Origin of the sequence: Flavobacterium sp. IB48, from assembly GCF_016405855.1 — a bacterium.
Lineage (GTDB): Bacteria > Bacteroidota > Bacteroidia > Flavobacteriales > Flavobacteriaceae > Flavobacterium > Flavobacterium ginsengisoli.
In genome coordinates this window covers 574,483-587,417 of the sequence record NZ_JAEFCA010000004.1, presented here as the reverse complement: position 1 = coordinate 587,417, position 12,935 = coordinate 574,483, and the positions used below count along the sequence as shown (strand labels likewise).

Annotated in this window: 13 protein-coding genes; 5 read left to right on the top strand and 8 right to left on the bottom strand. The window is 33.5% G+C overall.

Features of this window, described 5'->3' with window-relative positions; translation table 11 throughout:
- Positions 1 to 83 precede the first annotated feature (83 nt).
- The 3 genes from JC605_RS16100 to JC605_RS16090 all read right to left on the bottom strand — a co-directional run bounded on the left by JC605_RS16100 (position 84) and on the right by JC605_RS16090 (position 4,509).
- On the bottom strand, positions 84 to 983 hold the full coding sequence (locus JC605_RS16100) for a LamG domain-containing protein (RefSeq protein ID WP_198857165.1): 900 nt from the start codon (positions 981 to 983) through the stop codon (positions 84 to 86).
- A 352-nt stretch (positions 984 to 1,335) separates the two neighbouring features.
- On the bottom strand, positions 1,336 to 2,376 hold the full coding sequence (locus tag JC605_RS16095) for a PLP-dependent cysteine synthase family protein (protein WP_008462690.1): 1,041 nt from the start codon (positions 2,374 to 2,376) through the stop codon (positions 1,336 to 1,338).
- A gap of 72 nt (positions 2,377 to 2,448) precedes the next feature.
- Positions 2,449 to 4,509 carry a S9 family peptidase gene (locus JC605_RS16090; RefSeq protein WP_198857164.1) on the bottom strand — a complete coding sequence of 687 codons (2,061 nt, stop codon included), beginning with the start codon at positions 4,507 to 4,509 and terminating at the stop codon, positions 2,449 to 2,451.
- Positions 4,510 to 4,653: 144 nt separating this feature from the next.
- Here JC605_RS16090 and JC605_RS16085 point away from each other — a divergent pair, with 144 nt between their 5' ends.
- Positions 4,654 to 4,974 (top strand): YbaB/EbfC family nucleoid-associated protein, encoded by a 321-nt coding sequence (locus JC605_RS16085; protein WP_008462685.1) that lies wholly within the window; start codon positions 4,654 to 4,656, stop codon positions 4,972 to 4,974.
- Positions 4,975 to 5,056: 82 nt separating this feature from the next.
- Here JC605_RS16085 and JC605_RS16080 read toward each other — a convergent pair whose 3' ends face one another.
- Positions 5,057 to 6,076: a low specificity L-threonine aldolase gene (locus JC605_RS16080; RefSeq protein ID WP_198857163.1), complete on the bottom strand. Its 1,020-nt coding sequence runs from the start codon at positions 6,074 to 6,076 to the stop codon at positions 5,057 to 5,059.
- A gap of 152 nt (positions 6,077 to 6,228) precedes the next feature.
- Here JC605_RS16080 and prfB point away from each other — a divergent pair.
- The 3 genes from prfB (at position 6,229) to lpxD (ending at position 9,198) form a co-directional block, all read left to right on the top strand.
- Positions 6,229 to 7,327 (top strand): peptide chain release factor 2 gene (prfB, locus tag JC605_RS16075; RefSeq protein ID WP_198857162.1). Its coding sequence is split into 2 segments (ribosomal slippage): positions 6,229 to 6,291 and positions 6,293 to 7,327, totalling 1,098 coding nucleotides; the frame shifts between segments, so codons are not numbered across the junction.
- A 94-nt stretch (positions 7,328 to 7,421) separates the two neighbouring features.
- Positions 7,422 to 7,868, top strand: a complete 447-nt coding sequence (gene msrB / locus JC605_RS16070) for a peptide-methionine (R)-S-oxide reductase MsrB (protein ID WP_198857161.1) — start codon at positions 7,422 to 7,424, stop codon at positions 7,866 to 7,868.
- A gap of 331 nt (positions 7,869 to 8,199) precedes the next feature.
- Positions 8,200 to 9,198, top strand: a complete 999-nt coding sequence (gene lpxD / locus JC605_RS16065) for a UDP-3-O-(3-hydroxymyristoyl)glucosamine N-acyltransferase (protein WP_198857160.1) — start codon at positions 8,200 to 8,202, stop codon at positions 9,196 to 9,198.
- Positions 9,199 to 9,247: 49 nt separating this feature from the next.
- Here lpxD and JC605_RS16060 read toward each other — a convergent pair whose 3' ends face one another.
- The 4 genes from JC605_RS16060 to JC605_RS16045 form a co-directional block, all read right to left on the bottom strand.
- On the bottom strand, positions 9,248 to 9,454 hold the full coding sequence (locus JC605_RS16060; protein WP_198857159.1) for a hypothetical protein: 207 nt from the start codon (positions 9,452 to 9,454) through the stop codon (positions 9,248 to 9,250).
- Positions 9,455 to 9,461: 7 nt separating this feature from the next.
- The gene (locus JC605_RS16055; RefSeq protein WP_198857158.1) at positions 9,462 to 9,770 is read right to left on the bottom strand and encodes a DUF3817 domain-containing protein; all 309 of its coding nucleotides are present in this window, start codon (positions 9,768 to 9,770) and stop codon (positions 9,462 to 9,464) included.
- 2 nt (positions 9,771 to 9,772) lie between these two features.
- Positions 9,773 to 10,231: a hypothetical protein gene (locus tag JC605_RS16050; protein ID WP_198857157.1), complete on the bottom strand. Its 459-nt coding sequence runs from the start codon at positions 10,229 to 10,231 to the stop codon at positions 9,773 to 9,775.
- A gap of 63 nt (positions 10,232 to 10,294) precedes the next feature.
- Complete coding sequence (locus tag JC605_RS16045) at positions 10,295 to 10,891, bottom strand: TetR/AcrR family transcriptional regulator (protein WP_198857156.1); 597 nt, start codon at positions 10,889 to 10,891, stop codon at positions 10,295 to 10,297.
- 308 nt (positions 10,892 to 11,199) lie between these two features.
- Between JC605_RS16045 and JC605_RS16040 the strand changes: the two genes are divergently transcribed.
- Positions 11,200 to 12,828: an acyl-CoA carboxylase subunit beta gene (locus JC605_RS16040; protein ID WP_198857155.1), complete on the top strand. Its 1,629-nt coding sequence runs from the start codon at positions 11,200 to 11,202 to the stop codon at positions 12,826 to 12,828.
- The last annotated feature ends 107 nt before the right edge of the window (positions 12,829 to 12,935 follow it).

Genomic DNA, 12,935 nt, shown 5'->3' with positions numbered 1-12,935 from the left:
GCCTTTCTTACTATTCCAAAAACCCAATTGCTTGCGCAATAAAAAACTAACTAACATTTAAAAATAAAGTAAAAAACTATTTACTATTTTGAAGTAATTTTTTTTGACGGAGTACTGGTAATTTTTAATAAATAAGTTCCTTCTGGAAGATCGCTAATATTAGCTGCATTACTTCCTGCAATTTTTTGTCCTTGCGAGTATACTTCAACTGTCTTGATTGCCCCATTAATATCGCTTGAAGTAATAATCGTTTCATTACCAGCTTTTGTTTTTACGGCAGGTTTTATCGTTTTAACTTCTGTAGGTTTTACAACCAATAAATTAACCGCTTTTTCATTCTCATACAATTCTTTTACTTGATCTGGAGATAATGCTACATTATAAATCTTTAAATCGTCTATATCTGCATTGATGCCTATCATAGTATTAATTTCACCTAATCTGAAAATATTACCATTAGTAGATCTTGTCATGCCCTCTAGATACTTCAATAATTTACCATCGCGATACATCTTAGAAGTAGCTCCTTCATAAGTAATAGTGTAATTGTACCAAACGCTCTTTTCAAGAGGTGTAGATACTATAATATCATTAGAAGCGCCCCAAGCCGCCAAACTCAAATCTGAGTTAGAAGTTGTTGTACCTTGCTGTAATAAGCCACAATATTGTGCATTAAAAGCATTTCCGTAACCCCAAATATAATTTGCGTTTGAAATATCATTGAATTTTACCCAAATACTAATTGTTCTAGCACTTTTTCCTTGAGGAAGATTATCAATTACAGCTTCCAAAGCTTTATTATTTAATCGTTGAGCTCCTTTTATAACTCCTGCTCTATCAGTCACAAAATTATCTGAACCAATAAATGAAGTTGTATTTGCGGTATTGTTTAAAGTGCCATTAAAGTTAAATTCCTGAATCGGTGTTTGAGCATTCACATTCAAATAACTTACAAACAACACTGTTAGTAGTAATTTTTTCATAATAGTAGATTTTAGGGATTAAACAACTAGGTTATTTTAATACCGCTAAACTATATTATTACCATATGGAGCTAAAATATTTCCGACAACTTACCTAAATACTCGTTAAAATAACGTTTTTTATGCATTTTGTAGACGAAAAGCATTTTTTAAAATTCATAAATACTCCTAAAAAAATAAAATAAAATCATTACAACCACTAATTTCTTACGTATAAATACGGTATTTTTAATAAAATTAAAAAATTTAACTTTTAAAACAAAGCTCTTAAATACAATGAAAAAAAATGGATATAAAAAAAACTCCATTCGTAAATTTCGAATGGAGTTTCTATATTTTGAAAAGTATTATATTACTTTACGAATTCAATTTTTTGTGCTTCTTCTTCATTAACACTATCAAAGAAACCTTGCTCGTTCATCCAGTCATCGCTGAATACTTTACTCATGTAACGAGAACCATGATCTGGGAAAATAGCAATAATATTACTGTCTTTTGTAAATTCGCCTTCTTCTGCATATTGTTTAATAGCTTGCATTACTGCTCCAGAAGTATATCCAACAAATAAACCTTCTTTTCTAGTGATTTCTCTCGCTGAGTGAGCACTTTCTTCGTCGGTTACTTTCATGAATTTATCAATAATATCAAAATCTGTAGCAGAAGGGATTAAGTTTTTACCAAGACCTTCTATACGATAAGGATAAATTTCTTTGCTATCGAATTCTTTTGTCTCATGGTATTTTTTCAATACAGATCCAAAAGCATCAACTCCTAAGATTCTAATATTTGGATTTTTTTCTTTTAAGAATTTTGCAGTTCCAGAGATAGTTCCTCCTGTTCCGCTGCAAGCAACTAAGTGCGTAATTTGTCCTTTTGTTTGTTCCCAAATCTCTGGACCTGTAGTGTTGTAGTGAGCATCAATATTTAACTGGTTGAAATATTGATTAATGTAGACTGAGCCTTTTGTTTCTTCATGCAAACGTTTTGCTACATTATAATAAGATCTTTCATCATCTGCTGAAACGTGAGCCGGACACACATACACTTTGGCGCCTAAACTTCTCAACATGTCAATTTTATCTTTAGATGATTTTGAGCTCACAGCCAAAATACAATTGTAACCTTTAATAATGCTTACCATTGCTAAACTAAATCCTGTATTACCAGATGTTGTTTCGATAATGGTATCTCCTGGAGATAGAATTCCTTTTCTTTCGGCTTCTTCAATAATATATAGTGCTATTCTATCTTTTGAGGAATGACCTGGGTTGAAAGCTTCTACCTTTGCGTAGAAATTTCCTTCTAACTCTTCGGTAATTTTATTTAGCTTAATAAGAGGGGTGTTTCCTATTAATTCTAAAACATTATTATAAGCAGTTATTTCTTCTTTCATAAAAAAATAGTTAATCAAAGGTCTTTTTTAAATTAACCTTGATAGGTTGCAAATTTAACAAAAAATTTCTAATTAGCTTTTAATTTTTTCTAAATCTAATAAAAAACTAAATTCTTTTGCTAAGTCTTTTAAAGCTTCAAAACGTCCTGAAGCCCCGCCATGACCTGCATCCATGTTTGTATCTAAAAACAAAAGTTTATTATTTGTTTTTAAATCTCGCAATTTTGCTACCCATTTAGCTGGCTCCCAATATTGTACCTGCGAATCGTGCAGACCAGTAGATACATACATGTTTGGATATTCCTGTGCTTTTACGTTATCGTAAGGCGAATACGATAACATATAATCGTAATATTTTTTATTGTTTGGGTTCCCCCATTCGTCATACTCTCCAGTTGTAAGCGGAATGCTGTCATCCAACATCGTGGTAATTACGTCTACAAAAGGCACCTGAGCGATAACGCCATTATACAATTCAGGAGCTTCATTTACAATCACTCCCATTAAAAGTCCTCCAGCAGATCCTCCCTCCGCATAAAGATGCTCTGGAGAAGTATACTTTTGGTCAATTACAAATTTAGAGCAATCGATGAAATCTGTAAAGGTATTTTTCTTTTTTAACAGTTTTCCATCTTCATACCATTGTCTTCCTAGATCCTCTCCTCCTCTAATATGGGCGATTGCGTAAACAAATCCGCGATCTAAGAGCGATAATCTTGTCGAAGAAAAATAAGTGTCCATTGTAATTCCGTACGAACCATATGCGTATAATAACAAAGGATTTTTACCATTTTTCTCTAATCCCTTTTTATAAACCATAGAAATAGGCACTTTAACGCCATCTCTTGCTGTTGCCCAAACTCGTTCTTCTACATAATTGTTTTTATCAAACTTTCCGCCCAAAACCTCTTGCTCTTTTAATATTTCTTTGGTTTTAGTCTTCATATTAAAATCAATTACAGAAGAAGGTGTTGCCAATGATTGGTAACTGTAACGTAAAATATCGGTATCAAAATCAACATTTGTTGTTGTGTACGCATTATACGTTTCACTGCCAAAAGGAAGATAATAATCTGGCTCATCATTCCAAGGCATAATTCTAATATGATTTAATCCGTTTGAGCGTTCTTCAACAACTAAATAGTTTTTAAAAATCTCAATATCTTCCAACAAAACATCTTCTCTGTGCGGAATAAGATCTACCCAATTTTTCTTTCCTGTCTTGTCTTCTGGCGTTTTCATTAACTTAAAATTCGTCGCCTTGTCTTTATTGGTTAAAATATAAAATGAATCTTCATAATGAGAAATACTATATTCTAATCCGCGAACACGTGGCTGAAAAACAGCAAATTCTCCATCTGGATTATTAGAATTCAGAATTCTATATTCGGTAGTTAATGTACTTCCAGAACCAATAACAATATATTTTCTTGATTTTTCTTTACTGATCGATACATTAAAAGTGTCATCTGTTTCATCATAAACCAAAACATCATTTTCTGAACTGGTATTTAATTTATGTCTAAAAACTTTATCTGCTCTTAATGTCACTTCATCCTGTCTCACATAAAAAATAGTATTGTTATCGTTTGCCCAAACAGAAGCTCCCGTAACATTTTCTATTTTATCAGCTAAAATTTCTCCTGTTTCTAAGTTTTTAACCTGAATAGTGTAAATTCTTCTTCCTACAATATCTACTCCAAAACTGGCAAATTTATTATCTGGACTAATGCTTAAACCTCCTAATTTAAAATAAGCATGTCCTTTTGCCATTTCATTACAGTTAAAAAGGATTTCTTCTTCAGCAGAAAGACTTCCTTTTTTTCTTGCAAAAATTGGATAATCCTGACCCGTTTCAAAACGTGTAATATAAAAATAGCCATTGTAGAAATAAGGAACAGAAGAGTCATCTTCCTTAATTCTCCCTTTCATTTCTTCAAATAGACTATCTTTTAAATTTTGTGTATGAGAAGTCATGCTTTCGTAATAAGCATTCTCCTTATTTAAGTAATCGATAACCTCAGAATCTTCTCTGTTGTTAAGCCAGAAATAGTTGTCAATTCTGGTTTCTTTATGTTTTTTTAATGTCTTTGGTATTATTTTAGCCTTTGGGGCCGATATATCATTTTGCATTTATTAAGCATTAATTTTTAAATATGAAGACGCAAAAATAGCACAAACCCAACAGAAGAGAATTAATTTTTTCTTAAATTATTCTATTGAATTAACACAGCAATATACTAATTTTGTCTGAAATAATTTAAAAAATCAACAAAAATGGATTTAATGGGAATGATGGGCAAACTTAAAGAAACCCAGCAAAAAATTGAAGATACAAAAAAGCGTTTAGATACTGTTTTGATTGATGAACAAAGCGCTGACGGATTATTAAAAGTTACGATTACTGCAAGCAGAAAAATAAAATCACTTTCTATTGATGATTCTCTATTAGAAGACAAAGAACAATTAGAAGATTACTTAATTGTAACATTAAATAAAGCAATAGAAAAAGCCACAAGTGTAAACGAAAGAGAATTAGATGCCGTAGCTAGAATGGATATGCCTTCTATTCCTGGAATGGATAATTTGTTTAAATAAGATTCTAAGATACTAAGGTTCTAAGTTTCTGAGTTTTCTTCTATTGTGAAGGCTTAGAATCTTAGTTCCTTAGCAACTTTCTCTAAAACTTCGAAAGCGTCTCCAACACATAAGTATGCATCACTTCTTTATAATCTAGATGCGTTACAATTCTGAGCTTATTATGCCCTAAAGAGCTTATTAGTATATTTTTCTGTTTTAATTTCTCAATCAATAATTGATCGCTATAACCTTCTGCCAGCGAAAAAATTAAAATATTAGTTTCTACAGGTTCAATAGCCGCAATCCAAGGTTTTGTGCTTAAGATTTTTGCTATTTCCTTTGCGCGGCGATGATCTTCTGCTAATCTTTCGATATTATGAGCCAAAGCATACAATCCTGCAGCAGCCAAATAGCCAACTTGACGCATTCCTCCGCCTAATATCTTCCTGATTCTCAACGCTCTGCGAATATCAGCTTTACTTCCAAGCAGTACAGAACCAATTGGTGCGCCTAATCCTTTAGACAAACAAACCGAAATAGTATCGAAAATAGCCCCAAATTCTCTGGGATTCTGTCTTTTAGCGACTAATGCATTCCAAATTCGAGCGCCATCTAAATGGAACTTTAAATTATGAGCATCGCAAACTTTTTTTATTTCTCTTAAATCGTCCAATTCATAACAGGCTCCGCCACCTTTATTGGTTGTATTTTCAACACAAACTAAACTCGTTAAGGGGCTATGATAAAACTCTGGATCATTTATTGCACCTTTTACTTGCGCAGCAGTTATCATTCCGCGGTTTCCGTCTACTAAACAGCAAGAAACGCCACTATTAAAAGAAACTCCTCCTCCTTCATAATGATAAACGTGTGCATATTTATCAGCAATTAACTGTTCTCCAGGTTGCGTGTGCAGTTTAATTGCAGTCTGATTTGCCATAGTTCCAGACGGAAAGAAAAGACCAGCTTCCATACCAAAAAACTCTGCTGTCCTGTTTTCCAATTCAATCACCGTTGGGTCCTGTTTGTATACATCATCGCCAACATGGGCGTTAAACATATACTGCAGCATTTCATAAGTAGGCTTTGTTATGGTATCGCTGATTAAATTTATTTCCATATTCTAAAAACTATATCTTATTTTTGTATGCAAAATTACGTATTACTTATAGTTATTCTCAGCAAGTTTTGGTAAAATTTAACTCGCTGGTTTCTCTAGACCAAATTAACGTAATAATTCTAAAAAACATATAAAAACCTATTAATTAATTTATGACAACAGCCGAACAAGTAAAAGGTATTGTGGAGCGCCTTGGTGCGTTGAGGAGGTATCTTTGACGTCGATGCTAAACTAATCGAGATTGCAAACGAAGAAGAAAAAACATTCGCTCCAGACTTTTGGAACAATCCAAAAGAAGCAGAAAACATTGTAAAAAATCTTCGAAATAAGAAAAAATGGATTGAAGATTATGATAAAGCAGTAGCACTTACAGAAGAATTACAGCTTGCTTATGATTTTTACAAAGAAGGCGAACTTTCTGTAGATGAATTAGATGAACAATATGAAGCCGCACAAGCACATATTGAAAATATCGAATTCAAAAACATGCTTTCTGACGAAGGTGACAGTTTAAGTGCTGTGGTTCAGATTACAGCAGGTGCTGGAGGAACAGAAAGCTGTGACTGGGCAGGAATGTTAATGCGTATGTACATGATGTGGGGAGAAAGTTATGGTTACAAAATCAAAGAACTTAACTTTCAAGAAGGTGACGTTGCCGGAATTAAAACCGTAACTTTAGAGTTCGAAGGAGATTATTCGTTCGGATATTTAAAAGGAGAAAACGGAGTTCACCGCTTGGTTCGTATTTCACCTTTCGACAGTAACGCTAAACGTCATACTTCTTTCGTGTCAGTTTACGTTTATCCATTAGTTGATGATAGTATCGAAATCGACATTAATCCTGCCGATATCGAAATCACAACCTCTCGTTCTAGTGGGGCGGGTGGACAAAACGTAAATAAAGTGGAGACGAAAGTTCAGTTAGTTCACAAACCTACTGGCATTCAGATTCAATGTTCTGAAACTCGTTCTCAACAAGACAACAGACAGCGTGCCATGCAAATGCTTCGTTCTCAATTGTACGAAATCGAATTAAAGAAACAGCAAGCGCAGCGTGCTGATATTGAGGCTGGAAAAATGAAAATCGAATGGGGTTCGCAAATTCGTAATTATGTAATGCAACCTTATAAATTAGTAAAAGACGTTCGTACAGGTTACGAAACCAGCGATGTTGATGGTGTAATGAACGGAAATATCGATCCTTTCCTTAAAGCCTATCTAATGATGATGGGACAGAAAGAGGAAGAATAATATCAAGTCTCCAGTTTTTTTTTAGTGTCCAGTTTTCTTTCTCAGTCACAATAAACTTGAAACCTGATACTTTAAACTTTAAAACAAAAAAGTTATGATAAAATGGGCAGATGTAATTCATTTTACAAATAAAGGAAATCCAACTCCAGATAAAAGAGTGGAAAAAACGGAAGAAGAATGGAAACAAACTCTAACTCCGGAAGAATTTCAGGTAACACGTTTAAAAGGAACTGAAAGGTCTTTTAGCTCAGAAATGTGCAGTTTATTTGAACCAGGAATTTACGAATGTAAATGTTGTGGCACTTTGTTATTTGATGCCAGCGAAAAGTTCGAATCTGGAACAGGATGGCCATCTTTTACACAACCTGTAAAAGAAAATGCAGTCGGATACCACGCGGATAGATCTCACGGAATGATCCGTGTTGAAGTAACCTGCAATGTCTGCGATTCGCATTTAGGTCACATTTTTCCTGATGGCCCACCTCCTAGTGGGTTACGTTACTGCATTAACGCAGTTTCTTTATCAAAAATTAAAGAATAAAACATAAAAAAGCGGTTCATTAAAATGAATCGCTTTTTTTTTAAACCCTCACTATAAATGATTTAACAAAACAAATGTAAGCTATAACCTAACAATTAAATTATTTGTTTTCTCTACTTAATTTTCAATTATTACAGACAAAATACCCAAGCCATTATTACTCAATTTATTAAAAAACTATCATTAAATTAATACAGTGAGTGTTAATTTTGTAAAAATTAACACCTTATTTTAAATATTTATTAAGAAATGTAAAAAAATAATTAGGTAATTAAAATCTAATTCATTTTATTTGGCAAAAAATAACCTTTTAGTCGATTAAAATTTGTCAATGAGATCCTATTCAATTCAAGAAATTAGTGAAGTTATTAATGGCGTAATTTACGGCAGTACTTCACAAAGCGTAACTGCTACAGAACAATTAGAAAAAGCAACAACTTCGGAAATCTCATTTATCGGAAATAAAAAATACGAAAAATACTGGTCGACATCTAATGCTTCCATTGCAGTTGTAAACGAAGATATTTCAATAGAGCCTGGAGAGAATCGCGCTTTTATAAAAGTAAAAAATGCCGATTTGGCAATGTCACAAATCCTTGCCCTTTTTGCTCCCCCTGCCCCAATCTTTCATAACAATATTCATAAAACAGCCACTATAGACGAAACCGCTATAATTGGTGAAGGTGCTAAAATTGGTGCTGGCTGCTACATTGGCCCAAAAGTAGAAATTGGCGCTAATACCGTAGTTTATCCTAACGTAACCATTTTAGACGAATGCACAATTGGAAGAAACACGATTATCTGGTCTGGAACTGTTATTCGCGAACGTTGTCATATTGGAAGTGAATGCATCATTCATCCAAACGCCACAATTGGTGCAGATGGTTTTGGATTTCGTCCTTGTACAGAAAAAGGATTGGTAAAGATTCCGCAAATTGGAAATGTTATCATAGGAAATGGAGTTGAAATTGGCGCAAATTCTTGTGTTGACCGAGGAAAATTCAGCTCTACAATTCTGGGAGATGGTTGTAAAATTGACAATTTGGTCCAGATTGGACATAATAGCAAATTAGGTAAATTCTGTATTATGGCCGGAAACAGTGGTTTAGCAGGTTCTGTAACCCTAGGAAACGGAGTTATTATTGGCGGAAGCGCTTCTATAAAAGACCACACTACAATTGGAGATGGTGCAATAATTGGTGCCGGATCTGGCGTTACTGGAGATGTTCCTGCAGGAAAAACAATGCTTGGGTACCCTGCCGTTGAAGCTCGTGATGCTTTAAAACAATGGGCTTTGCTTAAACAAATGGTTTGTATTCCTAAAAAATAATTCAATTCTATTTATAAAAAAACATCCGCTTTTGCGGATGTTTTTTGTTTTATAAAGCTTCACATTCAAAGCCAATAACTTTCATCAGGAAAATTACTTTTTCGATAATACCATCTTTACATTCAAATCTGAGAATATTATCGCAATCTTCAAGATCAAAATTCCATTTTGAATCTGGAAACAAGCGATTCAGTTTTGGCGTAACTTTCTTCACTTTCGAAATGCTGTTAACATTTGTTTTGAATACAAAAATCATGATTTTACTAGTTTTTAATCTTACTTAAAATTTTAGAATCAATATAAAAAGTACCAAAGGGAATTATACAAGCTAAAAGCACTTTCCATGTTGTAGTTGCAAACTTCCAATTCTGCTCTACTCCAACGCTTATTGTATTAAATATAAAAAGTAGAAATAATGCTCCATGAATGGTTCCTATTGGCCTAGTCAGAAATGGCATTTCAAAAATATATTTCATGGGCATTGCTATAAAAAGCAAAATCAAAAGTGAAGTTCCTTCGAGAAATCCAATAATTCGTAAACGTCCAGTATTGGTCTGAAATAAATTTTTCATAATTATCTAAAATAAGGTCGGTTAGCAAGAGGTGAAAATGGCCACGGAATGGCAATAAAAATGATTATTAAAGCGATAGAAAACCAAATAAGCATGGTTTTAAACTTCTCTTTGTCAGAAAGTTTTCTTTTGGCTAGAGCAGATCCAATTGTTATAAAAATGATCGCTATAAGCATTAATGTAATATGAATAATCCCGAAGAAAGAAGCATCCATATTTTGAACAGCCTCTTTATAATTTCTCCAGAAATATTTCACAATCGGACTTTGCACATATACCAATATGCCGAAAAGAAGCTGGATATGAGCAATTGTGGCCGTCCAGTGCCTGAGGAGATTATCCTTTTTTGTAAAAGGAAGTTTCTGAGAATAGCCTTTGTAAGCAGTAAAAATAGAATACAACAAGCTTACTAATACAAGCCATCTCACAAATGAATGGCCTTCTAAAAGTGTTTGATACATTGTTTTTTGATTTAGACAATGCAAATATATTTAAAAACATACTAACTAGTATGTTTTTAAGAATTAATTTTCTTTCAACCCATTTAAATAACCTTTAAGTCCTTTTAAATAAACCATATATGGAGAACTATCGTTCTGAAGTTTTCCGAAATTTCGTATTCCCCAGTAACCAGATAAGATAAAAAATGCTACTTGTTCGCCAACAACATCTTTACGAATCAAACCTGATTCTTTTCCTTTTTCAATTGAATTGATGATGGTTGCCTTCCACAAATCAACCAATTCAGCTAAAGCCTCACTGAATTTAGTATTCCATGGTGTCATTTCCTGGGTAAGATTTCCGACAGGACAGCCATACTTTACTTGCAGAAAAGGATCTTCGAGCAACAAATACGAAATGATATTATAAAAATCTTCAATTGGATTTTGCGAAACTTCAGTTGGTTTTATAAAGTACTCCTGCATAGTTGGCTTCAGAATTTCTTCAATAATTGCAACTCCCATTTCGTCCTTGGTTTTAAAATGGTAGTAGAAAGCCCCTTTTGTTACTTGAGTTGTCGCAATAATTTCATCAATACTAGTGGTCTGATACCCTTTGGTATAAATCAATTCAAATGCTTTATGTAGAATTGTAAGTCGTGTATTTGTCGCTTTTGACATAAAAATACTAATTAGTATGAAATAGCAAATTAAAGAAAAATAATTGGTGTAAATTAATTTTACAACATAGAAACATAGGGTGGCAAGATTAAAAAAGGCGTTTAATTGTTTAAAACAAAAATAGTTAGGTCATGTGTGAGAAAGGAGTTCCTTTTTACTATTTTTTATTGTATATCATATCCCATATTTCTATTTATTTAAATAAAAAATCAGAATTATAAACTTTTTCTTAATTCACAAAGCAATCGGTTTATTTCAATTGATTTTGTAAATTAGCCAACACTATTTTATAAAATCAATACTATATCATGGATTTAAACTTCAATAAAAACGAAGATCACAATAAATTACTTCTTTCAGAACTAAAACAAAAATTTGCCAAAGTAAAATTAGGTGGAGGCGAAAAGAGAATCGAAAAACTGCATGCTGAAGGAAAAATGACAGCTCGCGAAAGAATTGCTTATTTATTGGATGAAAATTCAAAAAGTATTGAAATTGGAGGTTTTGCTGGCGAAGGAATGTATCCAGAACACGGCGGATGCCCTTCGGGAGGTGTTGTGGTAAAAATTGGTTACATCAAAGGAAAACAATGCATTGTTGTTGCTAATGATGCAACAGTAAAAGCTGGAGCATGGTTTCCTATAACAGGAAAGAAAAATCTTCGTGCGCAAGAAATTGCAATGGAAAACAGGCTTCCAATTATTTATCTTGTAGACAGCGCAGGAGTTTATCTGCCAATGCAAGATGAAATTTTTCCTGATAAAGAGCATTTCGGACGTATCTTTAGAAATAATGCTCAAATGAGCAGTATGGGAATTACCCAAATCGCGGCCGTTATGGGAAGCTGTGTTGCCGGCGGCGCTTATCTTCCCATTATGAGTGACGAAGCCTTAATCGTTGATAAAACAGGAAGTATTTTCCTTGCAGGAAGTTATCTGGTAAAGGCGGCAATTGGCGAAACTATAGACAATGAAACTTTAGGTGGTGCAACAACACATTGCGAAATTTCGGGCGTAACCGATTATAAAGCCAAAGATGACAAAGACGCTTTAGATAAAATAAAAAATATTGTAGATAAAATTGGTGATTTTGATAAAGCTGGTTACAGCCGAATCAAAGCAGAAAAACCTGCTTTAGAACCAAATGATATTTACGGAATCCTTCCAAAAGCGAGAAGCGAACAATACGATATGATGGAAATCATCAAACGTTTGGTTGATAATTCAGAATTTGAAGCTTATAAAGAAGGTTACGGACAATCTCTAATTACAGGTTATGCCAGAATTGATGGTTGGGCTGTCGGAATTATTGCCAACCAAAGGAAAGTTGTTAAAACCAAAAAGGGTGAAATGCAGTTTGGCGGTGTTATTTATTCTGATAGTGCAGATAAGGCAACTCGTTTTATTGCCAATTGCAACCAGAAAAAAATTCCGTTGGTATTTTTGCAGGATGTTACTGGTTTTATGGTAGGTTCAAAATCTGAACATGGCGGAATTATTAAAGACGGAGCTAAAATGGTAAATGCGGTAAGTAATTCAGTTGTTCCTAAATTTACTGTTATAGTCGGAAATTCATACGGAGCAGGAAATTATGCTATGTGTGGAAAAGCTTATGATCCTCGATTAATATTTGCTTGGCCAAGTGCAGAACTCGCTGTAATGGGCGGAACTCAAGCCGCAAAAGTCTTAGCTCAAATTGAAGCTTCTTCGCTTAAAGCGAAAGGAGAAAAAGTTGATGAAGCAAAAGAAACAGAATTATTCAATAAAATAAAAGCGCGTTATGATGAGCAGACTTCTCCTTATTATGCTGCTTCAAGATTATGGACAGATGCAATCATTGATCCATTAGAAACTCGTAATTGGATTTCGATGGGAATCGAAGCTGCAAACCACGCTCCTATTCAAAAACCATTTAATCTAGGAGTCATTCAGGTCTAACGATTTAAGAATTCTCAACAATACGTTAAATAAAAAGCAAAAAACTTATTTTCAAGGAGTTAAAAATAAATATCTGATTAAAAATTAGTAACTTAGTATATAATTTT

Excerpts from the sequence above, each read along its gene's own strand:
- JC605_RS16090 (WP_198857164.1), bottom strand. The coding sequence starts at position 4,509 with ATGCAAAATGATATATCGGCCCCAAAGGCTAAAATAATACCAAAGACA.
- JC605_RS16060 (WP_198857159.1), bottom strand. The coding sequence starts at position 9,454 with ATGATTTTTGTATTCAAAACAAATGTTAACAGCATTTCGAAAGTGAAG.
- JC605_RS16045 (WP_198857156.1), bottom strand. The coding sequence starts at position 10,891 with ATGTCAAAAGCGACAAATACACGACTTACAATTCTACATAAAGCATTT.
- JC605_RS16040 (WP_198857155.1), top strand. The coding sequence starts at position 11,200 with ATGGATTTAAACTTCAATAAAAACGAAGATCACAATAAATTACTTCTT.
- JC605_RS16085 (WP_008462685.1), top strand. The coding sequence starts at position 4,654 with ATGGATTTAATGGGAATGATGGGCAAACTTAAAGAAACCCAGCAAAAA.
- lpxD (WP_198857160.1), top strand. The coding sequence starts at position 8,200 with ATGAGATCCTATTCAATTCAAGAAATTAGTGAAGTTATTAATGGCGTA.
- JC605_RS16080 (WP_198857163.1), bottom strand. The coding sequence starts at position 6,076 with ATGGAAATAAATTTAATCAGCGATACCATAACAAAGCCTACTTATGAA.
- JC605_RS16050 (WP_198857157.1), bottom strand. The coding sequence starts at position 10,231 with ATGTATCAAACACTTTTAGAAGGCCATTCATTTGTGAGATGGCTTGTA.
- msrB (WP_198857161.1), top strand. The coding sequence starts at position 7,422 with ATGATAAAATGGGCAGATGTAATTCATTTTACAAATAAAGGAAATCCA.
- JC605_RS16055 (WP_198857158.1), bottom strand. The coding sequence starts at position 9,770 with ATGAAAAATTTATTTCAGACCAATACTGGACGTTTACGAATTATTGGA.
- JC605_RS16095 (WP_008462690.1), bottom strand. The coding sequence starts at position 2,376 with ATGAAAGAAGAAATAACTGCTTATAATAATGTTTTAGAATTAATAGGA.
- JC605_RS16100 (WP_198857165.1), bottom strand. The coding sequence starts at position 983 with ATGAAAAAATTACTACTAACAGTGTTGTTTGTAAGTTATTTGAATGTG.